This window comes from Mesorhizobium sp. M1078 (assembly GCF_040318615.1).
In the GTDB taxonomy this organism is placed as follows: Bacteria; Pseudomonadota; Alphaproteobacteria; order Rhizobiales; family Rhizobiaceae; genus Mesorhizobium.
Genome location: NZ_JAMYMP010000012.1, coordinates 39,147 through 59,140, shown reverse-complemented (window position 1 = coordinate 59,140; position 19,994 = coordinate 39,147). Strand labels below are relative to the sequence as shown.

Genomic DNA, 19,994 nt, shown 5'->3' with positions numbered 1-19,994 from the left:
ACCCTCAAACCTTGACCAGCTGCTCCACGCGATCCTTCGCCCCAAAAATCCGGAGATAGCGCTCGATCTCCTTCTTGTCGCCCGTCGCTTTCGCCGGATTGTCCGACAGCTTCACCGCCGGCCGGCCATTGGCCTCCGTCACCTTGCAGACCAGCGATATCGCATCCAGGCTGTTGGTTTCGGTCGGCGCGCAGGCTTCGAAATCGTTGGTGAGGTTGGTGCCCCAGCCGAAGGACATGCGCACCTTGCCCTTGAAGTGCCTGTAGGTCTCCTCGATGGTTTCGACCTCGAGACCGTCGGAGAAGATCAGCAGCTTCTGCCTGGGGTCCTTGCCCTTCTCGCGCCACCAGTCGATGATTTTTTCGCCGCCTTCGATCGGCGGCGCGCTGTCGGGGCGGAAGCCGGTCCAGTCGGCGACCCAGTCCGGGGCGTCGCGCAGGAAGGATGCGGTGCCGAAAGCGTCGGGCAGCACGATCAGCAGGTTGCCGCCGTAGTAGCGCTGCCAGTCCTGCAGCACCTTGTAGGGCGATTCCTTCAATTCCTTTTCCGACTTGGCAAGGGCGGCAAACACCATCGGCAATTCATGCGCGTTGGTGCCGAGCGCTTCGAGGTCGTTGTCCATCGCCAGCAGCACGTTGGAGGTGCCGGTGAAGGCTTCGCCAATACCTTCCTTGAGCGCCTCGACGCACCAGCGCTGCCACAGGAAGGAATGGCGGCGGCGGGTGCCGAAATCGGAGATGCGGATGCCGGGCAGCGCCTTCAAGCGTTCGGTCTTGGCCCACATCTTCCCCTTGGCGCGTGCATAGAGCACGTCAAGCGCGAAGGGACCGAAGGCGCGCATGGCGGCGCGGGAACGAAGCTCATTGATGATCGCCAGCGCCGGGATTTCCCATAGGGTGGTGTACATCCAGGGACCGCTGAAGGAGAGCTCGTACTGACCGTCGCGCTTGGACAGCTCGTAGTCGGGCAGCCGAAAACCTTCCAGCCAGGCGAGGAATTCCGGCTCGAAGATCTGCTTGCGGCCATAGAAATTGTTACCGCCAAGCCAGATCATCTCCTTTTTGGAGAAGCGCAGCGTGCGGGCATGGTCGAGCTGGTCGCGCAATTCGCCTTCGTCGATGTCGTCGGCAAGCCGCACCGAGGTAGTGCGGTTGATCAGTGAAAAGGTGGCGTCGACCTTGGGGTACATGCCCCAGATCATCTGCAGCATCAGAAGCTTGTAGAAATCGGTGTCGAGCAGGCTGCGGACGATCGGGTCCAGCTTCCAGGTGTGGTTGTAGACGCGCCGCGCTATATCGGTTCTTGCCATGTCCTGCCGTCGCCTTCGCTGCTCACGTCTGTCTTACGCAATTCCGGACGGGAAACCGCCGCACAGTTTTCCTGGAATTGCCGGGCAAGAGCTTATTAGCATTGAATTTTTGAAAGCGCTTCCCGCTTTCCGGGCTGGCCCGACAAAAAGCAGTCGCTCCCGGTCCAGCCTCAACTCTTGGCGCCCACCACCCGCAGCGCCGGACGCTTCCGGCGGCTGCCGATGCGGCCGGCCACCGGCGCGTCGGCGCGGCTGTCGGCCTGTTCCTTTTCGGCAAACAGCCAGTCGACGAACAATTGCACGATCGGCGCTGAACGCATCTCGTTGCGGCAGACGACATAGAAATCGTCGACCGCCGGCACCGACAGGCTGAACGGCGCCACCAGCAGGCCCCTGGCGAGCAGCATGCTGGCGGTGACGGAATCGCCGAGCGCCACGCCATGTCCGTGCACCGCGGCTTCGATCGCCGTACGGGCGTCGCCGAGATGGTGGCGGCGGCCACGTTCGAGGTCGAGCCCATCGGCGGCGGCCAGCCAGGTGTGCCATTCGCGGCCATCATCGCCATGCAGAATGACATGGCCAGCAAGATCCCGGCAGATGCGGAGCGGCCGGTTGTTGATCAGCGTCGGGCTGACCACCGGGAACAGTTCGAGGCCCGACCATTTGCGCATCCAGCAATCGGTCCAGCTGCCGTCGCCATAGAGCACGCAGACATCGACCTGTGGGGCGCGGATGTCCTTGGGGTCGTTGGACGGGATCAGCGTCAACCTGATATCAGGATATTGCGCCATGAAGCTGCCGAGCCGCGGCGTCATCCACAGAAGCAGCAGCGCCGGCACGCAGGAGACCGACAGCGTACCGGCGCTGGCTGGCCTGGTCATGCGCTGGGTGGCGGCGGCGATGCCGTCGAAGGCGGTCGAGACCGCCGGCAGCAATTCGGCGCCGTGCGGGGTGAGCTTTACCCGCTGTCCGGTGCGTTCGAACAGTTTTACGCCGAGTGATTGCTCGAGAGCCTTGATCTGGTGGCTGATCGCGCCGTGGGTGACGTTTAGCTCACTCGCCGCCTTGGTCAGCGAGGCATGCCGCGCCGTCGCCTCGAAGGCGCGCAAGGGATTCAAGGGGGGCAGACGCTTGGCCATGAGCAACCAGATACTCTGTGAGATTTTCTCACAATCAGCACCGTAACAATATCAATTGATTTTTCAATGCGGCTGCCGGACACTTTGGCAGGTCAACAGCATCAATGACGTGAAATCTACAGGCAGCCAGGGGGACAGCGACCCGGCCGGATAATGGTCAGTTTGCAGACGCTGCCGCATGCATCAGCCCGCAGGAGGAGACCGACATGGGTTATGACAGAGGCAAGCTCGACGCGCTGCGACGCAAATATGGAGAGAGCCATGGCGGCGAGATGTTCGACCCGAAGTTCCGCAAGGTCGCCGACAAGATCTTCTCCAAGAGCGGCACCCGACTCGCGCCCTATGCCGGCATCCCGACCTTCCTCGCCGCGCCCTATCGCGAAATCGCAGCCGACAATCCCGATTTCGGCGATTTGCAGGTGGCGATCATCGGCGTGCCGATGGATCTCGGCGTCACCAACCGGCCCGGCTCGCGCTTTGGACCCAGGGCGCTGCGCGCCATCGAGCGCATAGGCCCTTACAATCATGTGCTGGAATGCGCGCCGACGCATGAGCTGCGCGTCGCCGACATCGGCGATACGCCGTTCCGCAGCCGCTACCGGCTGGAGGTCAGCCACGAAGACATCGAGCGCCGCACCAACCAGATCGTCGATGCCGGCGTGCTGCCGCTTTCGGTCGGCGGCGACCACTCGATCAGCCATCCGATCCTGAAGGCGGTCGGCAAGAAGGCGCCGGTCGGCATGATCCATATCGACGCCCATTGCGACACAAGCGGGCTGTTCGACATGACCAAGTTCCATCATGGCGGACCGTTCCGCAACGCGGTGCTGGACGGCGTGCTGGACCCGACCCGCACTATCCAGATCGGCATCCGCGGCTCGGCGGAGTATCTGTGGGAGTTCACCTATGAATCCGGCATGACGGTCGTGCATGCCGAAGAGGTGACGGGTCTCGGCATCCCGGCCATCATCGAGAAGGCGCGCAGAATAGTCGGCGACGGCCCGACCTACATTTCCTTCGACGTCGACAGTGTCGATCCGGCCTTCGCGCCGGGTACCGGCACGCCGGAAATAGGCGGCCTGACGACGCGCGAGGTGCTCGAACTGCTGCGCGGCTTGAAAGGTCTCAACATTGTCGGCGGCGATGTCGTCGAGGTGGCGCCGCAATATGACGCGACCACCAACACCGCCCATGTCGGCGCCCAGGTCCTGTTCGAGATCCTGAGCCTGATGGTGTTCAGCCCGGCGATCACCGGCAAGGGGGCCTGACGGATTTCACATGCAAAGGCGGCCGCCGCGCTGGAGCCGGCGGCCGTTTCCAAAACAAACAAGCTTCCAGAAGGGGAATACCAATGACAATCCAAATGAAATCAACCATCGCCGCCGCGCTGATGCTCGCCGGCCTCGGCTTCGCCTCCCCGGCCAATGCCGACGCCGTCGACGACATCACCAAGGCCGGCGCCATCAATGTCGGCATCTTCTCCGACTTTCCGCCCTTCTCCTCGGCCAGCGCCGATATGAGCATCAAGGGCTATGACGTCGACGTCGCGCAGGCGATCGCCGATTCACTTAAGGTGAAGCTCAATCTGGTCAGCGTCACCGGCCAGAACCGCATCCCGTATCTCACCGACAAGCGCGTCGATATCCTGATGAGCGTCGGCTATTCCAAGGAGCGCGAGGAGGTGATCGATTTCGCCGCCGCCTACGCGCCCTATTACATCGCCGTCATCGGTCCGGCGGCGCTCTCCGTCAAAGGCAAGGAAGACCTTGCCGACAAGTCGATCGCCGTAAATCGCGGCACGCTGGAGGATACGTCGCTGACCGAGGCGGCGCCGGCATCGGCCGACATCAAGCGCTTCGACAACTACAACTCCGTCATCCAAGCCTTCATCTCCGGCCAGACGCAGCTGATGGTGGTCGGCAATGATGTCGGCGCGCAGGTGCTGGCCAAGCAGGACGCGCTGAAGCCGGAGCAGAAGTTCCAGCTTTTGACCTCGCCTTCGCATATCGGCCTCAACAAGAAAGAGGACCGGCTGAAGACGGCGGTCAATGATGCGGTTGCCAAGATGCTGGCCGACGGCAAGCTCGATGAGAGCTCGAAGGCCTGGCTGAAGACGCCGCTCAATCCCGACAACCTCAAGGATTGAGTTCTCGTGGCCTTTGCCTGGCTCCCAGGTGCTGTGGGCGACATCGCGCGCGGCGCGGCCACGACGATTCTGTTGATCGTCGTGACCACGCTCGTGGGCACGCTGCTCAGCATCCTGGGCGCTGCCGGCCGGCGCAACGGCCCGGTATTCGTGAAGCGCGCCATCGCGGTCTATGTCGAGGTGATGCGCAACACGCCGTTCCTGGTGCAGCTGTTCTTCATCTTCTTCGGCCTGCCCAGCCTCGGCATAAGGCTCGATCCGATCCTGGCCGCCATGCTGGCAATGACGCTCAACATGGCGGCCTACACGATTGAAATCGTCGGCGCCGGCCTCGATGCCGTGCCCGGCGGACAGACGGAAGCCGCCTTGGCACTCGGGCTTCGGCCACGCCAGGTGTTTGTCAAGATCGTGCTGCCGCAGGCGCTCAAGGTGATCTACCCGGCGCTGACCAGCCAGATCGTCATCATGATGCTGGAATCGGCCGTGGTGTCGCAGATCGCCGTGCGCGAGCTGACCTATGAGGCCGACATGCTGCAAGCCCTCACCTTCCGGTCCTTCGAAACCTATTTCGTCGTGACCCTGGTCTACCTCGTCCTGTCCATGGCCTTGCGCCGGCTGCTGGTCACAGGCGGGCGCCGCGTATTGGGGGCAGGTGTCACATGATCGAATTCACCTTCTGGGACATCGTTCGCAATCTGCTGCTCGCCGCCCGCTGGACGGTGCTGTTGTCGCTGGCGGCCTTTGTCGGCGGCGCGCTGGTCGGGCTGATCGTGCTGTTCTTCAGGATCGCAGAGAATAAATGGAGCCAGCGGGTCGCTTCCGGCTACATCGCCCTGTTCCAGGGAACGCCGCTGTTGATGCAGCTGTTCCTGATGTTCTTCGGCCTGCCGATGCTCGGCCTGCGCATCGAGCCATGGACTGCCGCCGTGCTCGGCCTGACCTTCTTCGCCAGCGCCTATCTGGCCGAGATCTGGCGCAGCGGCGTCGATGCGCTGCCGCTGGGACAGTGGGATGCCGGCGCCAGCCTCGGCCTGCACCGCCTGCAGGAGCTCAGGCTGATCATCCTGCCGCAGGCGTTCTCGATCACAAGGGCGCCGATCGTCGGCTTCCTGGTGCAGTTGATCAAATCGACGGCGCTGACCTCGATCATCGGCTTCGAGGAGCTGGTCAGAACCTCCAATGCCATCAACAACGCCACCTTCGAACCGTTCAAGGTCTACGGGCTGGTGGCGCTGATCTTCTTCGTCATGTGCTTTCCACTGACGCAATACGCCCGTACGCTCGAACAACGAGCGGCGGCCCACTGACGCCAGGCGGCGACAGTGCGTGAAGGGAACCTGCCGGAATAGAACGGCATCAACTGAGGAGAAACCAGATGAACAGACTGATCGGAAAATCCCTGACACGGCGCGGCGTGCTTGGTGCGGGCCTCGCTACAGCCGGCGTGCTCGCCATGCCGTCGATCCTGCGCGCGCAGGACAAGTCGCTGAAGGTCGGCGTCTATGGCGGCTACTTCAAGAAATCCTTCGACGAGCACGTCTTCCCCGACTTTACCAAGGCGACCGGCATTGCGGTCGAGTCGGTCGCCGAGCCGACCGGCGAAGCCTGGCTGGTGCAGCTCGAACAGGCGTCCAAGGCCGGCCAAGCCCCGGCGGACCTTTCGATGATGTCGCAGACCTCGACGCTGAAGGGCCAGTCGACCGAATTGTGGACGCCGCTCGATACGTCGAAGTTCAAGCACTACAACGATTTGTTGCCGCGCTTCGTCAACAAATATCCGGATGGTCGCGTTGCCGGCATCGGCGCCGTCGCCTGGTGGATCACGCTGGTCTCCAACACCGACGTCTACAAGGATGCGCCGACCTCATGGGAGACGCTGTGGGACAAGGCCAATGAGGACAAGCTTGGCCTTCTGGCACTTGCCTCGAACTCGTTCCTGCTCGAAGTGACAGCCAAGACCTTCATGGGCGGCACCAATGCGCTCGACACCGAGGACGGACTGAACAAGGCGTTCGAAAAGCTCGCCGAGCTCAAGCCGAATGTCCGGCTGTGGTATCGCGACGAGGCGCAGTTCGAGCAGGCGCTGAAGTCGGGCGAGATCCCGATGGGCCAGTATTATCACGACGTCACCGGCCTCGCGGTCGCCGACGGCTTCCATGTCCGCTCGACCTTCCCGAAGGAAGGTGGCATCCAGGACTCCGGCAATTGGGTGCTGTCGCGCGCCTCGACCAAGGTCGACGAGGCGCATGCATTCATCGACTATATGAGCCAGCCGTCGATGCAGGGTCTGATGTCGCGCAAGGTCGGCACCACGCCTACGCTGAAGAAAGAGGTGCTCGACCTCAAGCCGGAAGAGTTCGCAGCCGTGTCGTCGGATATCGATCCGATCATCCCGCGCTATGACCTCTATACGTCGAAGGCCGACTGGATCAACCAGAAGTGGACCGAGCTGATCGTCGGCTGAGCCGCCCGTTCCGCTTGAAAACTGATCGGCCGCCGGATTTCCTCCGGCGGCCATTTCCTGGAATTGCTCCAGCGCACAGCTTGAGAGGGATGAGCATGTCCGGACTAGATATCAACGCCGTCACCAAAAAATTCGGCAACTTCGCCGCTGTCGACAATGTCCAGCTCAACGTGCCGCATGGCACGTTCGTGTGTCTGCTCGGCCCATCGGGCTGCGGCAAGACCACGCTGCTGCGCATGATTGCCGGACTGGAGGAGCCGACCAGCGGCGCCATCGTGCTCGACGGCGAGGACATCACGCCTTTGCCGACGCACAAGCGCAATCTCGGCATGGTGTTCCAGTCGCTGGCCCTGTTTCCGCATCTCTCTGTCGGCGACAACATCGCCTATGCGCTGCGCATTCGCGGCGCCTCGAAGGAGGAGCAGAAGAAGCGCGTCGACGAGTTGCTGGGCCTCATCCATCTGACCGGCTTTGCCGACCGTCCGGTGGCCAAACTGTCGGGCGGTCAGCGCCAGCGCGTGGCAATTGCACGGGCCTTGGCGCTGTCGCCGAAACTGTTCCTGCTCGACGAGCCGCTGTCGGCGCTCGACGCCAAACTGCGCGAGGCCATGCAGGTGGAACTGCGCCAGTTGCAGCAGCGGTTGGGCATCACCACCATCGTCGTCACCCACGACCAGCGCGAAGCCATGACCATGGCCGACCTCGTCGTCGTCATGGGCCACGGCAGGATCCTGCAGGCGGCGCCGCCGATCGAGATCTACCGCAAGCCGGCCGACGCCTTCGTCGCCGACTTCATCGGCATCACCAATCTGCTGCCGGCCGAGATCGACAGCACCGGGCGCACCACCATTCTGGGCACAGCCATTCCAGGTCTTGCCATGCCGGCGGGTCAGACTAAAGCGTCTGTATCGGTCCGCCCCGAGGATGTGCATCTCGGCAGCCCCGGCGGCTCGGCCATCACCGGCGAGGTGAGTTTCGTGCGCGATCTCGGCGGCACCATCGAGACCTTCGTCGACGTCGGCGGCACCAGCATCATTGCGGTGACGACGCCGCGCGAGCGGCATGACGTGCCGGTCGGCGCCAAGGTCGGCGTCACACTGCCGCCGGCAAGCTGCGTGGTGCTCGGCGCATGAGACGCGAAGCGCCGAAGTCGATAGCCGACTACACGCCGCTGTTCTTTCCGGCGCTGATGCTGATCGTCTTCTTCGTCGTGCCGTTCTCGACGATGATCGCGGTGAGCTTCTTCAAGCGCAACCCGTCCGGTTTCTACACGCCGGATTTCGTGTTCGACAATTACGCCCGCTTCCTGTCGGTATTCTTCGGCGGCGTGCTCGGCTTTTCACTGATGCTGGCGGTGCTGGTCGCCGTCTGCTGCGTGGCCATCGCCTTCCCCTTCACCTACCTCCTGACCCGCCGGCCGCGCCGCGTGCAGACGCTATGGCTGGTCGGCCTGTTGTCGGTGCTGTCGCTGTCGGAAGTCATTATCGGCTTTGCCTGGTCGACGCTGTTTTCGCGCACGGCGGGCATCACCAATCTGTTCGTGGCGATCGGGCTGATGGACAAGCCGGTGGCGCTGCTGCCGACCTTCGGCGCGGTGCTGACCGGCATGGTTTACCAGGCGCTGCCCTATACGATCCTGGTGCTTTACCCCGCTTTGGTCCGCCTCGATCCGACTCTGTTAGAGGCCGCGCGCACGCTCGGCGCCTCGCCTATCCGCGCCTTCTTCAACGTCGTCGCGCCGGCGCTGCGCAACACCATCGTGGCGACGCTGATCATGGTCTTCGTGTTTGCGCTCGGCTCCTACCTGCTGCCGCAGATTCTCGGACGGCCGCAACACTGGACGCTGTCCGTGCTGATCACCGACCAGGCGATCTACCAGTCCAACATGCCGTTCGCAGCCGCAATGGCGGTGTTCCTGGTGCTGATCTCGCTGGCGCTGGTCGGACTGACGCTGCTCGTCGGACGCCGCGAGAATGCACTATGACCGCGACCTTGCTGCGCCGTGTCTATTTCACCATCGTCGCTTTGTTCCTGGCGGCGCCGCTGATCGTGGTGGCCGGGGTTTCGGTCAACTCGCGGCAGGAACTCAGCTTCCCGCCGGTCGGCTTCTCGCTCGCCTGGTACGCCCAGATCTTCACCGACCCGGAATGGCGGCTGGCGCTGATCCATTCGGTGACGCTGGCCGTTTGCTCGGCGGCAATTGCGGTTGCTGTTGCGCTGCCGCTGGCCTGGTTCCTGTGGCGGCGCATCGCGCCCTGGGCAAACATTTTCCAGGTGCTGGGGCTTGCCCCCTTCATCCTGCCGCCGGTCATCACCGCGCTCGGCTTTCTCAGCTTCTGGGCGACGGTCGGGCTGTTCGGCCAGTTCTTCACCGCCATCATCAGCCACGCCATCTTCTTCGTGACGCTGCCGCTGGTGACGCTGTCGCTGGGCTTTGCCTCGATCGACCGCTCGCTGGTAGAGGCCGCCGCCACCATGGGCGCCGACGACCGCACGGTGCTGAAGACCGTGGTGCTGCCGCTGATCCTGCCCTACCTCGTCTCGGGCTACGCCTTCGCCTTCGTCTTGTCGCTCAACGAATACATCGTCGCCTACATGACGATCGGCTTCACCACCGAGACGCTGCCGATCAAGATCTTCAACGCGCTGCGCTATGGCTACACGCCGACCATGGCTTCGGTGTCGGTGTTCTTCGTCGCGGTGGCGGCACTGGTGTTCGGCTCGATCGCCAGGTTCGGCGATATACGCAGGCTGCTCGGCGCGATGTCGTCGGACGTGAACTGATTGAATTTGTAACAAAATCCCTCGATGATTGCTCAGAACCTCCAATGCCATCAAGGTGTCTGAGTGCCTATGCATCCCCGGATGCGGCAGCTTTGTGCCTCATGTCGGTCAATCGTCGAGCTTCTGCCAACTCCCGCAAGCAGACGGCTGATTGGGTGGTAGGGTCGACCTTCACAGAGGAATGGCCACGGAATCGATAAGTCGCCTGCATACAGCAGGCGCTACTTCGCGATACCATCGCTGCATGCCACGAAGAAAGAACAACCGCCGCAAGAAGCCGCCACAGAGAAAAGAGCTGAAGCTCGAACTCTCAACGTTTGCCATCAAGGAAGAGCACCACCACGAATTTAAGAAGGCCGTCTTGGCTGCTGCACGACACAGCGTTGATGAGTTCCCCGCGACCCTCCAGATTGTCACGGATGAGCTTCGAAAGTCGGACGCCATCGGGATCGTTTCAACCTTCGCTGTTTATGGGCTTCAGACCCTGGCGGGACGTGAGGGCGTGAACACCAAATCCGTTCTCAAAGACATTCAGCAGCACCACGCCGAGTTGCTGCTGGCGCTGGTGATGACCATTCCGCTGGACGAGTGGGGAAAAGACCCATTCACACCAGCTATCATGGGAACGGTGTTCGAGACTGTTCCCAAGGTCGCTGAGACGTTCCTGCATCAGCGCATCCTGGCCGCTGAGGACGTCGCGGATAAGCAGGAATTTACGATCCTGTCGTTGCAGGAGCGCATTCGACTTCACACGCAGGCGGTCAGGAATTGGGGCTACTACTCCGATGTCATCCGTATCAGCACCGATCTGTACGGATCCCTAGACGATCGCCTGAAGCCGCATTTCGGTTTCGGGGCCACCGACCTGATTGAGGTTATGGCGGCCGTCGTCAGAGAGTTTGAGCGTCGGCATTCCGAACACTTCATGCGACTGGCGAAGGTCATTCGCTCGCCCAATGTCCGGCAGATGGTTCGAAACTATTACAAGTACTTTCCTGAACTCAAAGGTGGGCCAGAAGACCTCCTAGCCGCCATGCCGCCGGGCGTTTCACGCGATGGCATGATGGGCATGATAATGGGGCATTGCGATCTGCGACATTCCGAACGTGCCAGCTTCACTGCCGCGGAAGTCGCAAAGCTTTCGGGCAAACCAAAAGATGTCGTCGAGGCGATCCTTGAGTCCCTATCCCGCGCACCGGGCAGTCTGGCTGGAACCAACCCTGACCACCTCTTCCTTGCCAATCCGATCTGGGATGCTCCGGGCATCTATCTTGGTGATCTATTCGTGTTCCCGATCCCGCAAATGGTCTTTAGCCATATCCATCGCGTGATGGCGCGGCTGGCGCAGGAAGCTGGCATCAAGACCCAGCTTGAAAGCCGCAGGGCGGACTATCTCGAAAGCCAACTCGAAGACACGATGCGAAAAGCCCTGCCGGGAGCGATGATCGTTCCGGCAGCAAAGTGGCTGGTTGGCGCCGAGCAGTTCGAAACAGACCTACTCGTCACGCTCGATCGCACCGTGATTATCGCTGAGGCGAAGTCCAATCACCTTACTCCACAGGGGCTACGCGGTGCGCCGGGTCGCGTGAAACGGCACGTCTCGGACATGGTCCTATATCCATCCCAGCAGTCTGCGCGCCTCGCCACACTCATCACTTCTGCAAAGGAGGGCGATGCCGCAGCCGAAGCGATTGTCCGCCAGATCGGTATTGATCCGGTATCGGTCGATCAGATCATCAGGATATCGGTGACCCTTGATGATTTTTCGGTTCTCAGTTCCGCTGAGGCGGACTTCAAGGAAATTGGCTGGGTGCCTGCCGACCACCAGCTTGCGCCGACGATTACGATCGCTGATCTCATCTGCATCGCCGACATTCTCGATCACCCGCTCACCTACCTTCACTACCTCGGTGAGCGCATCTACCTTCAAAAGTCATTCAGCCTGCTCGGGGATGAACTCGACTTCCTCGGCCTCTATCTCGTCACGGGTTTCAACATCGCGGGCCTGCGGGAGGAAAATTCCATCTTCTCGCCTAGCGGAATGTCCGAACCGCTCGACCGGTACTATACAAGCCGCGATGCGGGCATCGCCCTACCAAAACCGAAACCTCAGTTGGGACCTCTGTTCGGTTCTATCATCAAGCAGCTCGAACAGCGTAAATCACCGGGCTGGACGACCGTCGGTCTGCACCTTTTGTCATCGGCTGATCCCAGCGAGCAGAAGACCATCGAAAGGAACCTGATCAAGCTGCGTGCCATGGTGCGCAAGAATTTCCGCGAACCCGGCCACATCAGTTCGCTTCAGGTTCAGCCCCCGCTGCGGCGCAAGGCGCGCATCATTTTCTATGCATTTCCCGAGACACTGCGTGGGGAATCGCGCAAGACCATGGAAGGATTGGTCGCAGAGGCGATGGAGGACGAACGGGTAGACCATATAGTAGTCCTTGCCCGTTGTACGGACCGCTGGGACATCCCCTACGAAGCAGTGCTTCTGGTTCGTCGTTCCCCAGCAGACGCGGCCGATAGCGCGAGCGCTTAGCCTAACAGGCCAATCCTGACGCACCTCTGCGCCGACAGCCGACAAACGGATTGCCTGAGGTCTGCTCTGCTTGCCTCGCTCCCCATAAGCCGCCAGACCGCTGTCTGCCCAAAAGGCGACCCCAGACATCTGCTCTACATTGACTGCTTCGGGCAACTGGCGGACCGCCTGGTGCGCCATCAATGCCCAAACACGAGCGGCGGCGCGATGCGGTCGCGGCGCAGCCAGCGGGCCAGGAGCAGCACCGCCACCACCGCCAGTCCTGACGCCAGGCCGATCCAAATGCCGACGCCGTGCAGGCCGAAATGGAAGGCGAGCAGCACGCCGAGCGGCAGGCCGATGCCCCAATAGCCGATCGCGGCATAGATCATCGGCACCTTGGTGTCGTGCAGGCCGCGCAGCATGCCGGCGGCAACGGCCTGCGCGCCGTCGAAGATCTGGAACAGCGCGGCAAAGGCCAGGAACGACACGGCCAGCGCGATCACCCTGGCGTTCGCCGGATCGGTCATATCGATGAAGGCGCTGATCAACAGATGCGGCCACAGCACCATCACCAGCGCCATCAGCGCCATGGACGAGACGCCGATGACGAAGGCGGTCCAGCCGGCGCGCGAAACGCCTGCCGGATTGCCGGCGCCGTGGGCCAGCCCGACGCGCACGGTGACGGCCTGGTTGAGACCGAGCGGCACCATGAAGGAGATCGAGGCGATCTGGATTGCGATAGCGTGCGCGGCCAGCGAATCCGCATCGATCAGGCCCATCAGCAGGGCTGCCGCGTTGAAGATCGTCACCTCGAAGGCGAGGATGCCGGCGATCGGCATGCCGAGCCGCAGCAGACCCTTGAAACGCGGCCAGTCGGAGCGCCAGAAGCGGCCGAACAGGTGGTAGCGGCGGAACTTCTTCTCCAGCATCACCACGGCTGCCAGGCCGCAGAACATCAGCGTGCTCGACAGCGTGGTCGCCAGCCCCGAACCGGCAATGCCCATCGAGGTGACGCCGAGATTGCCGAACATGAACACCCAGTTGAAAAAGGCGTTGCAGGCGACGGCGACGAAAACGATGACCAACGCCCAGCCTGGCCGCTCCAGCGCCGAGATGAACGAGCGCAGCACGATATAGCCGTAGAACGGCAGCATCGCCCATTCCAGCCAGCGCAGATAGATGCCGGCCTGATGTGCCAATGCCGGCTCCTGGCCCATGGCCAGCAGAATGGCCTCGCCATGCCACAGCACCATCCAGATCGGGATCGAGATCAGGATCGCCAGCCACAGCCCTTGCCGCACGGTGCGGCGCAAATCGCGCACCGAATATCGGCGGCGGCCAAGCTCGGTGGCGATCATCGGCGAGGTCGCCAGCATCAGGCCGAGGCCGAAGATCAGCGGCATGAAATAGAGGTTGGCGCCGAGCGCGCCGCTGGCCAGCGTGTCCGCGCCCAGACGCCCCATCATCATGACGTCGGTGGCGGTCATCGCGGTCTGGCCGAGATTGGTGAGCACCATCGGCCAGGCCAGCGCCAGCGTCGCCCTGATTTCCTGACGCCAAAGATTTTCCGGCGCACGAGCGCCGGCTTCGATCGCAGACATTGTCCTGCTCTTTCCGATTGCGGCGCGTCGGCAACGAGGCCGGAAGCCGCACTTCCAAACGGCAAAACCTTCGGTTTCGCAGCGTTTGCGTCGTTCTATTGGACGAAATGCGGCATGAAGGCAAGGGAGGACGGGCAGCCGGCGATTGAGCCAGAAGCGGGAACCCTCCTATCCGGCTGCCCTTATTTGTTTTACGCAATTCCGGACGGAAAACCTTACACACTTTTCCTGGAATTGCTCTAGATCAGCCGATGCTTTCGCCGCCGTCGATCACCAGTGCCTGGCCGGTCATGAAGGATGAGCGGTCGGAGACGAGGAACAGGATCGCTTCGGCGATCTCTTCGGCGCTCGCCCAGCGGCCCATCGGAATCCTGGTGCGGACATAGGTTTCGATCGCCTCGCGTCCGCCCATCTGGGCGATGAACGGCTCGTTGAAAGGCGTGTCGACCCAGCCCGGGCAGAGCGCGTTGACGCGCACATTGTGGCGGGCATAGTCGAGCGACATCTGCCTGGTCATCGCCACCACGGCATGTTTGGACGTGGCATAGGCGATCATCTCGCGGTCGTAGAAGACGCCCGAATTCGAAGCCGTGTTGAGGATGACGCCGCCGCCTTGCGCGACCATCGCCGGCATGGCCAGCCGCGCGGCCAGGAACTGCGCCCGTACATTGATGCGCCAGGACGCATCCATGCCATCGACCTCGACCTCGGTCAGCGTCCCGCCGACCTGGATGCCGGCGTGATTGTGCAGAATGTCGATGCGGCCATACTTGCCGAGCGTGCCGGTGATGAGCTGCCCGACCGCCGCGTCGTCAGAGACGTCGGTGACAATCGCCTCGGCCTGCCCGCCCACTGCCCGGATGTCCGCCGCCGTGGTCTCGCCGCTGGCCAGATCCCGGTCGGCGATGACCACCACAGCGCCTTCCCTGGCCATGATCATGGCGCCGGCGCGGCCGATGCCGGAACCGGCGCCCGTCACCACGGCGATGCGGTCTCTAAGGATCATGAATTTGTCTTTCAGCTGGATGGCTTGTTCAGTTTGACGGCTGGCGCTGGCGCAGCTGCCATTGGGCAAGCACCACCAGAAGAACCGAGGCGACGAGCACGATGGTGGCGATGGCGTTGATTTCCGGCGTCACGCCGCGCCGGATCGAGGCGAAGACATAGATCGGCAGCGTCGTCTGCGCGCCGGCGACGAAGAAGGCGACGATGAAATCGTCGAAGGAGAAGGTGAAGGCGAGCAGGAAACCGGCGACCACAGCCGGCATGATCTGCGGCAGCACGATCGAGCGGAACGTCGTCAGCGGCGTGGCGTAGAGATCGCTCGAGGCCTCAACCAGGTTGCGGTCGAGGCTGGCGAGACGCGTGCCGACGATTATCGTCACCAACGCCATCGAAAACAGGCCGTGGGCGGCGATGATCGATCCATAGCCGAGCGACAGGCGCGGCGGCTGGTCGTTTGGCCAGATCGAGGCGAGGAACGGGTTGAGCACGCCAAACAGCTGGACCAGCGCGACAAGCGTCGAGATGCCGATGACGACGCCGGGAACGACGATCGCGGCACCCATCAGCGCGTCGAAGACGGCGCGGGTTCTGAGCCCCACCCGCGCCAGGCCGAGTGCCGCCGCCGTGCCGCACACCGCCGCCAGAAGGGCGCTGGTGGTGGCGATGAACAGGCTGTTCTTCAACGCCTCGACCAGGAACGGGTTCGACAGCGCCGTGCCGTACCACTGCACCGAAAAGCCGGTGAACTCGCTGGCATGGCGGCCGGCGTTGAAGGAAAACAGCACGACCAACGCGATCGGCAGATAGAGGAAGGCGAAGACGGCTGTGACGAAGGCGCGCATCAGATCAGATCCACCCTGCGGGCGCCCGACACCCGTGTCGAAATGCGGTTTGCCGCGATCAGCACCACCACCGAAACCGCCACCAGCGTGATGGCGATGGCCGATCCGAACGGCCAGTTGCGCGACTGCAGGAACAGGTCGACCAACGCGTTGCCGATGAAGAACACCTTGCCGCCGCCAAGCAGCGTCGGGATGAGGTATTCGCCAAGCAGCAGGATCATGACCAGCGAGAAGCCGGTCATGACGCCCGGCAGCGACAGCTTCAGCGTCACCCCCAGAAAGGTTGAGAGCGGGGTCGCGCCGAGATCGGCGGAGGCTTCCAGCAGCCTTCGGTCGAGCCGCTCGAGACTGACGTAGATCGGCAGGATCATCAGCGGCAAATAGCCGTAGACGATGCCGAGCAGAACGGCGCCCGGCGTGTTGATCAGCCTGACATCCTCGATGCCGACAAAGGCCAGCAGTGCGGGAATGCCGCGTCCGCCCAGAATGTACATCCAGGCGTAGGTGCGCATCAAAAGGCTGGTCCAAAAGGGAATGACGACGAGCGCCAGCAGGATCAGCCGCCAGCGTTGCGGCGCCTTCAGGGCGAGATAGTAGGCAACCGGGTAGGCGACGAGCAGGCAGGCAAGCGCGCCCACCGGCGCCAGCATCATCGTGTTCCAGAACGCGGTCGCCCTTGCCGGGAGATTGGCGTATTGCGCCAGCGTGAAGGCGGCCTGATAGCCGCCCTCCGGCGCCCGCTCGCCGACGCTAAACACGGCAATGGCGATGAACGGCAACACCAAAAACACCACCAGCCACGCTGTAGCCGGAGCGAGCAGCAGCGCTGTCAGGATGTTATACCGAAATCTGTTGCCGTGCATGGAAACCGCCCCGATGCCGGCGGACATAGGCCCGCCAGTTTTCCGTTTGCGTCAGGCCAGCCTCAAGCCGACTTGAAGCGCGCCATCAGTTCGGCGCGGCCGGGGTCGGTCAGCGTCGCCGCCGCACCAAACTCCAGCGGTGTCAACAGGTCGGCCGCCGGGTAAAGGATCGGATTGTCGAGCACTTCCTTGGGCAGCAGTTTGTTGACCCGCGCGTCGGTCGAGGGCGCGCCATTGGCGAGATGCTCCTTCACAGCAACCTCCGGGGTCATCAGATAATTGAGCAAGGCATAGCCGGCCGGCTTGTTCGGCGCGTCCTTCGGGATGGCGTAGAAATCGGTCCAGATTTCGCCGCCCTCCTTGCCCAAGACATAGGCGATCTCTGGAATATCGCGATGCAGCTGTGCGCCATCATTCGTCCAGCACATGGTCATCCAGGCGTCGCCCGCCCGCATGCCCGGCTGGTAGTCGGACGAGACCGCGAACAGATGCGGCTTGACCTTGAGCAGCAGCTCCTCGGCCTTGGCGAGCTCGTCCTGTTTCAGCGAGTTGAAGGAATAGCCGTAATATTTCAGCGCGTTGCCGATGGTGGTCAGCTGGTAGTCATGCACCATGGTGCGGCCATCACCCTCAGCCATGGCGACGTCCCAGAATTCCTTCCAGCTGGTCATCGGCTTGGCCAGCTTCTTGGTGTTGACGGCAAAGCCCGTGGTGCCCCAGTTCTTCGGCACCGCGTAGGTCGTGCCGTCGATCGTGCCTTCCGAGGTGAAGCGCGGGTCCTCCTGGGAGCCGTCGAAATTCGGCAGCTTGGCCATGTCGAGCGGATCGATGATGCCGAGTTTCTTGTAGGTCGAGATCGTGTAGTTGGTCGGCACGAACAGGCTCCAGCCCGAGGCGCCGGCCTGCAGCTTGGCAAGCATCTCCTCATTGGAGCCGAAGACGTTGACCTCGACGGCGACGCCGGTGTCCTTCTTGAAATTCTCGAAGGTCTGCGGGTCGTGATAGTTCGGCCAGGTGGCGATCGACATGCGGTCGCCGAGGTTTTCGGCGGCGAAGGCCGGCGTCGGCATGATGCCGAGCTCGCGCGCCATCACCGCGGTTGCGATGCCAAGGCCGGTGAGGCCGAGGAAGTCGCGGCGGCCGATCGAGCCGCGCTTCAGGCGCATCAGCTGGTCGACGAAGTTCTCAGGGCTAATCGGCAGTCCGTCACGATATGATTTCGACATTTTTTGCTACCCTCTGGTTGGTCCCGTTGTTCTTGGTCTCCGGAAACGCCAGCGGCGTCCCGGAGGCAAAGCCGATGGCGACGGGTTCACCCGGCTTGAAGAGGTTGCCATGGCCGATCACATGGTCGGCCTTGGCCAGCAGCGTTCCGATGCCCTGCACCTCGATGGCGTATTCCGCCGTCGAGCCCAAGAAGATCCGGTTGCGTACGATGCCCTTGAAAGGGCTGCCTTTGGTGGCGCCGAGGCTTAGCGATTCAGGACGCAGGCTAACAGAAACGGTCTCGCCCTGCTGCAAGGCGGTTCGTTTGCGCGCGGCAATGACGGTTCCGTCCGCCAGCGCCACATTGACAAGATCGCCTGTATGCCCGGCAACCTTGCCGCTCAACAGATTGGTCTTGCCGACGAAGTCGGCGACGAACAGGTCGGCCGGCTCGTCATAGATCTCGCTTGGTTGCCCGAGCTGTACGATGCGGCCGCCGTTCATGACGCAGACGAAGTCGCTCATCGACAGCGCTTCCTCCTGGTCGTGGGTGACCAGCACGAAGGTGATGCCGATCTCGCGCTGCAGGTTCTGCAGCTCGATCTGCATGTCGGTGCGCAGCTTTTTGTCGAGCGCTGCCAGCGGCTCGTCGAGCAAAAGCACAGCCGGCTTGTTGACCAGTGCGCGCGCCAGCGCGACGCGCTGCTGCTGGCCGCCGGAGAGTTCGTGGATCTTGCGGCGGCCATAGCCGGCGAGCCGCACCATTTCGAGCGCCTCGCCGGCGCGCCGGCCGATTTCCTGCGACGATAGGCGTGGCCGTGCCTGGCGCAACCCGTAGGATACATTGGCTTCCACATCGAGATGCGGAAACAGCGCGTATTGCTGGAACACCATGTTGACCGGGCGGCGATAGGGCGGCGTGCCGGCCATGTCTTGGCCGCGGATGAACACCTGGCCCTCGCTCGGCTGCTCGAAGCCGCCGATCATGCGCAGGCATGTGGTCTTGCCGCAGCCGGACGGTCCGAGGAGGGCGACAAAGGCGGAGGGCGGCACAGCCAGATCGATGCCGCTGACAGCGGTCACGGCGCCATAGCGCTTGGTGACGCCGCGAAACTCGATGTCGGGCACTGCGGTCAAAGTGCTGGCTCCAGCAACAGGGCTATTTCAGGACGCTACCAGAGCCAATGGCGGCTAGTATATACCTCGCAGGTGGTATATCTGATCTATTTTCTCGTTTGAGGGGGTATAGGTTGAGTGCGTCCCGCAGCGACGAATACAGCCGGCTCGCAGCCCTTGTCGCGGCAACGCGAGAGACCAGCGGCGAAATGTTCGGCCAGGCAATGGTCGATTGGCTGAGCCAGCATGTCAGCTTCGACCACTGCGTTATCTTCGGCTATCGCGGCGCATCGCGACCGCCGCTGCTGTTCGAAACCTTCTCGCCGGCCGAGAGCCATGTCTTCGTCACGCTCTATCAGGAAGGACCTTATCTGCTCGACCCATTTCATCACGCGGCGGTGGAGCGCAAGGAGGGGTTCTGGCGCATGCGCGAGCTGGCGCCCGACCGCTTCTATGCCAGCGAGTATTTTCGCACCTACTATAGCCAGACAAGGCTGGCCGAGGAGGTCGGCTTCTTCGTGCCGCTGCCCGGCAAGGATGCGCTGGTGCTGTCGCTGATGCGATTGCACGCCTCGGGTCCCTTCGGCACCGCCGATGCCAGGCTGCTGCGCGACATGGCGCCGGCGGTCATCAACTTCGCCCGGTTGCGCTGGCCCGCACTTTCGGCCGAGGAGCAGGACGAAGCGGAGCAGGGCGAGACGATCGCCGCCGTCAACGAGTTCGACCGCGCCCACATTTGGGAAAGCCTGTCGCTGACCCCGCGCGAAAAGCATGTCGTCGATCTGGTGCTGCAGGGGCATTCCACCGAGTCGATCGCAAGAGCCATGCGCATCGTGCCGGGAACGGTGAAGGTCCATCGCCGCAACATCCATCGCAAACTCGGCATCAAATCCCAGGCCGGGCTGTTCGCCCGCTTCATCGAGATCATCGAGAGCCGGCGTTGAACTCGCTGAGGCAGACATCGTTCACTTGCCGGCGACAGACTGCTACGGATTACC

18 protein-coding genes are annotated in these 19,994 nt (G+C 62.6%); 10 read left to right on the top strand and 8 right to left on the bottom strand.

What is annotated here, in order from left to right:
• Positions 1-4: 4 nt before the first annotated feature.
• Positions 5-1,309: a nicotinate phosphoribosyltransferase gene (pncB, locus tag NKH38_RS17395; RefSeq protein ID WP_023745849.1), complete on the bottom strand. Its 1,305-nt coding sequence runs from the start codon at positions 1,307-1,309 to the stop codon at positions 5-7.
• 170 nt (positions 1,310-1,479) lie between these two features.
• Entirely contained in the window at positions 1,480-2,448 is a 969-nt protein-coding gene (gcvA, locus tag NKH38_RS17390) for a transcriptional regulator GcvA (protein ID WP_023671280.1), read from the bottom strand.
• 206 nt (positions 2,449-2,654) lie between these two features.
• On the opposite strand from gcvA, the gene speB reads away from it, so the two are divergent.
• The 9 genes from speB (at position 2,655) to NKH38_RS17345 (ending at position 12,381) form a co-directional block, all read left to right on the top strand.
• Positions 2,655-3,716 carry an agmatinase gene (speB, locus tag NKH38_RS17385; protein ID WP_023695895.1) on the top strand — a complete coding sequence of 354 codons (1,062 nt, stop codon included), beginning with the start codon at positions 2,655-2,657 and terminating at the stop codon, positions 3,714-3,716.
• Between the two features lie 83 nt (positions 3,717-3,799).
• On the top strand, positions 3,800-4,594 hold the full coding sequence (locus NKH38_RS17380) for a transporter substrate-binding domain-containing protein (RefSeq protein WP_023729762.1): 795 nt from the start codon (positions 3,800-3,802) through the stop codon (positions 4,592-4,594).
• Positions 4,595-4,600: 6 nt separating this feature from the next.
• A complete protein-coding gene (locus NKH38_RS17375) occupies positions 4,601-5,257 on the top strand; it encodes an amino acid ABC transporter permease (RefSeq protein WP_352762030.1) in 657 nt (218 codons plus the stop codon).
• The gene (locus tag NKH38_RS17370) at positions 5,254-5,901 is read left to right on the top strand and encodes an amino acid ABC transporter permease (RefSeq protein WP_023739697.1); all 648 of its coding nucleotides are present in this window, start codon (positions 5,254-5,256) and stop codon (positions 5,899-5,901) included. The genes NKH38_RS17375 and NKH38_RS17370 overlap by 4 nt, the downstream gene beginning before the upstream one ends.
• A 68-nt stretch (positions 5,902-5,969) precedes the next feature.
• On the top strand, positions 5,970-7,058 hold the full coding sequence (locus tag NKH38_RS17365; RefSeq protein WP_023671275.1) for an ABC transporter substrate-binding protein: 1,089 nt from the start codon (positions 5,970-5,972) through the stop codon (positions 7,056-7,058).
• Positions 7,059-7,153: 95 nt separating this feature from the next.
• Positions 7,154-8,191 carry an ABC transporter ATP-binding protein gene (locus NKH38_RS17360; RefSeq protein ID WP_023671274.1) on the top strand — a complete coding sequence of 346 codons (1,038 nt, stop codon included), beginning with the start codon at positions 7,154-7,156 and terminating at the stop codon, positions 8,189-8,191.
• Positions 8,188-9,042, top strand: coding sequence for an ABC transporter permease (locus tag NKH38_RS17355; RefSeq protein WP_023732672.1), 855 nt, complete (start codon positions 8,188-8,190; stop codon positions 9,040-9,042). Before NKH38_RS17360 ends, NKH38_RS17355 begins: the two co-directional genes overlap by 4 nt.
• Positions 9,039-9,842: an ABC transporter permease gene (locus NKH38_RS17350; protein ID WP_352762029.1), complete on the top strand. Its 804-nt coding sequence runs from the start codon at positions 9,039-9,041 to the stop codon at positions 9,840-9,842. Before NKH38_RS17355 ends, NKH38_RS17350 begins: the two co-directional genes overlap by 4 nt.
• Positions 9,843-10,086: 244 nt before the next feature.
• Positions 10,087-12,381 (top strand): hypothetical protein, encoded by a 2,295-nt coding sequence (locus tag NKH38_RS17345; RefSeq protein WP_352762028.1) that lies wholly within the window; start codon positions 10,087-10,089, stop codon positions 12,379-12,381.
• A gap of 179 nt (positions 12,382-12,560) precedes the next feature.
• Here NKH38_RS17345 and NKH38_RS17340 read toward each other — a convergent pair whose 3' ends face one another.
• From NKH38_RS17340 to NKH38_RS17315, 6 genes are all read right to left on the bottom strand, one after another.
• On the bottom strand, positions 12,561-13,964 hold the full coding sequence (locus NKH38_RS17340) for an MATE family efflux transporter (RefSeq protein WP_352762027.1): 1,404 nt from the start codon (positions 13,962-13,964) through the stop codon (positions 12,561-12,563).
• 244 nt (positions 13,965-14,208) lie between these two features.
• Positions 14,209-14,970 carry an SDR family NAD(P)-dependent oxidoreductase gene (locus NKH38_RS17335; RefSeq protein ID WP_023725980.1) on the bottom strand — a complete coding sequence of 254 codons (762 nt, stop codon included), beginning with the start codon at positions 14,968-14,970 and terminating at the stop codon, positions 14,209-14,211.
• 28 nt (positions 14,971-14,998) lie between these two features.
• Positions 14,999-15,811, bottom strand: a complete 813-nt coding sequence (locus NKH38_RS17330; protein ID WP_023725981.1) for an ABC transporter permease — start codon at positions 15,809-15,811, stop codon at positions 14,999-15,001.
• On the bottom strand, positions 15,811-16,674 hold the full coding sequence (locus tag NKH38_RS17325; protein ID WP_023832549.1) for an ABC transporter permease: 864 nt from the start codon (positions 16,672-16,674) through the stop codon (positions 15,811-15,813). Before NKH38_RS17325 ends, NKH38_RS17330 begins: the two co-directional genes overlap by 1 nt.
• 62 nt (positions 16,675-16,736) lie before the next feature.
• On the bottom strand, positions 16,737-17,900 hold the full coding sequence (locus NKH38_RS17320) for an ABC transporter substrate-binding protein (protein ID WP_023683578.1): 1,164 nt from the start codon (positions 17,898-17,900) through the stop codon (positions 16,737-16,739).
• Positions 17,881-19,017, bottom strand: coding sequence for an ABC transporter ATP-binding protein (locus NKH38_RS17315; RefSeq protein WP_023829336.1), 1,137 nt, complete (start codon positions 19,015-19,017; stop codon positions 17,881-17,883). The genes NKH38_RS17320 and NKH38_RS17315 overlap by 20 nt, the downstream gene beginning before the upstream one ends.
• A 113-nt stretch (positions 19,018-19,130) precedes the next feature.
• Here NKH38_RS17315 and NKH38_RS17310 point away from each other — a divergent pair, with 113 nt between their 5' ends.
• Positions 19,131-19,940 carry a helix-turn-helix transcriptional regulator gene (locus NKH38_RS17310; protein WP_023732678.1) on the top strand — a complete coding sequence of 270 codons (810 nt, stop codon included), beginning with the start codon at positions 19,131-19,133 and terminating at the stop codon, positions 19,938-19,940.
• Positions 19,941-19,994: the final 54 nt, after the last annotated feature.

What these genes read in the sequence shown, in the direction of transcription:
- NKH38_RS17365 (WP_023671275.1), top strand. Translation starts at nt 5,970, where the DNA reads ATGAACAGACTGATCGGAAAATCCCTGACACGGCGCGGCGTGCTTGGT.
- NKH38_RS17340 (WP_352762027.1), bottom strand. Translation starts at nt 13,964, where the DNA reads ATGTCTGCGATCGAAGCCGGCGCTCGTGCGCCGGAAAATCTTTGGCGT.
- NKH38_RS17330 (WP_023725981.1), bottom strand. Translation starts at nt 15,811, where the DNA reads ATGCGCGCCTTCGTCACAGCCGTCTTCGCCTTCCTCTATCTGCCGATC.
- pncB (WP_023745849.1), bottom strand. Translation starts at nt 1,309, where the DNA reads ATGGCAAGAACCGATATAGCGCGGCGCGTCTACAACCACACCTGGAAG.
- NKH38_RS17325 (WP_023832549.1), bottom strand. Translation starts at nt 16,674, where the DNA reads ATGCACGGCAACAGATTTCGGTATAACATCCTGACAGCGCTGCTGCTC.
- NKH38_RS17335 (WP_023725980.1), bottom strand. Translation starts at nt 14,970, where the DNA reads ATGATCCTTAGAGACCGCATCGCCGTGGTGACGGGCGCCGGTTCCGGC.
- NKH38_RS17350 (WP_352762029.1), top strand. Translation starts at nt 9,039, where the DNA reads ATGACCGCGACCTTGCTGCGCCGTGTCTATTTCACCATCGTCGCTTTG.
- NKH38_RS17320 (WP_023683578.1), bottom strand. Translation starts at nt 17,900, where the DNA reads ATGTCGAAATCATATCGTGACGGACTGCCGATTAGCCCTGAGAACTTC.
- speB (WP_023695895.1), top strand. Translation starts at nt 2,655, where the DNA reads ATGGGTTATGACAGAGGCAAGCTCGACGCGCTGCGACGCAAATATGGA.
- NKH38_RS17370 (WP_023739697.1), top strand. Translation starts at nt 5,254, where the DNA reads ATGATCGAATTCACCTTCTGGGACATCGTTCGCAATCTGCTGCTCGCC.
- NKH38_RS17380 (WP_023729762.1), top strand. Translation starts at nt 3,800, where the DNA reads ATGACAATCCAAATGAAATCAACCATCGCCGCCGCGCTGATGCTCGCC.
- gcvA (WP_023671280.1), bottom strand. Translation starts at nt 2,448, where the DNA reads ATGGCCAAGCGTCTGCCCCCCTTGAATCCCTTGCGCGCCTTCGAGGCG.
- NKH38_RS17360 (WP_023671274.1), top strand. Translation starts at nt 7,154, where the DNA reads ATGTCCGGACTAGATATCAACGCCGTCACCAAAAAATTCGGCAACTTC.
- NKH38_RS17345 (WP_352762028.1), top strand. Translation starts at nt 10,087, where the DNA reads ATGCCACGAAGAAAGAACAACCGCCGCAAGAAGCCGCCACAGAGAAAA.
- NKH38_RS17355 (WP_023732672.1), top strand. Translation starts at nt 8,188, where the DNA reads ATGAGACGCGAAGCGCCGAAGTCGATAGCCGACTACACGCCGCTGTTC.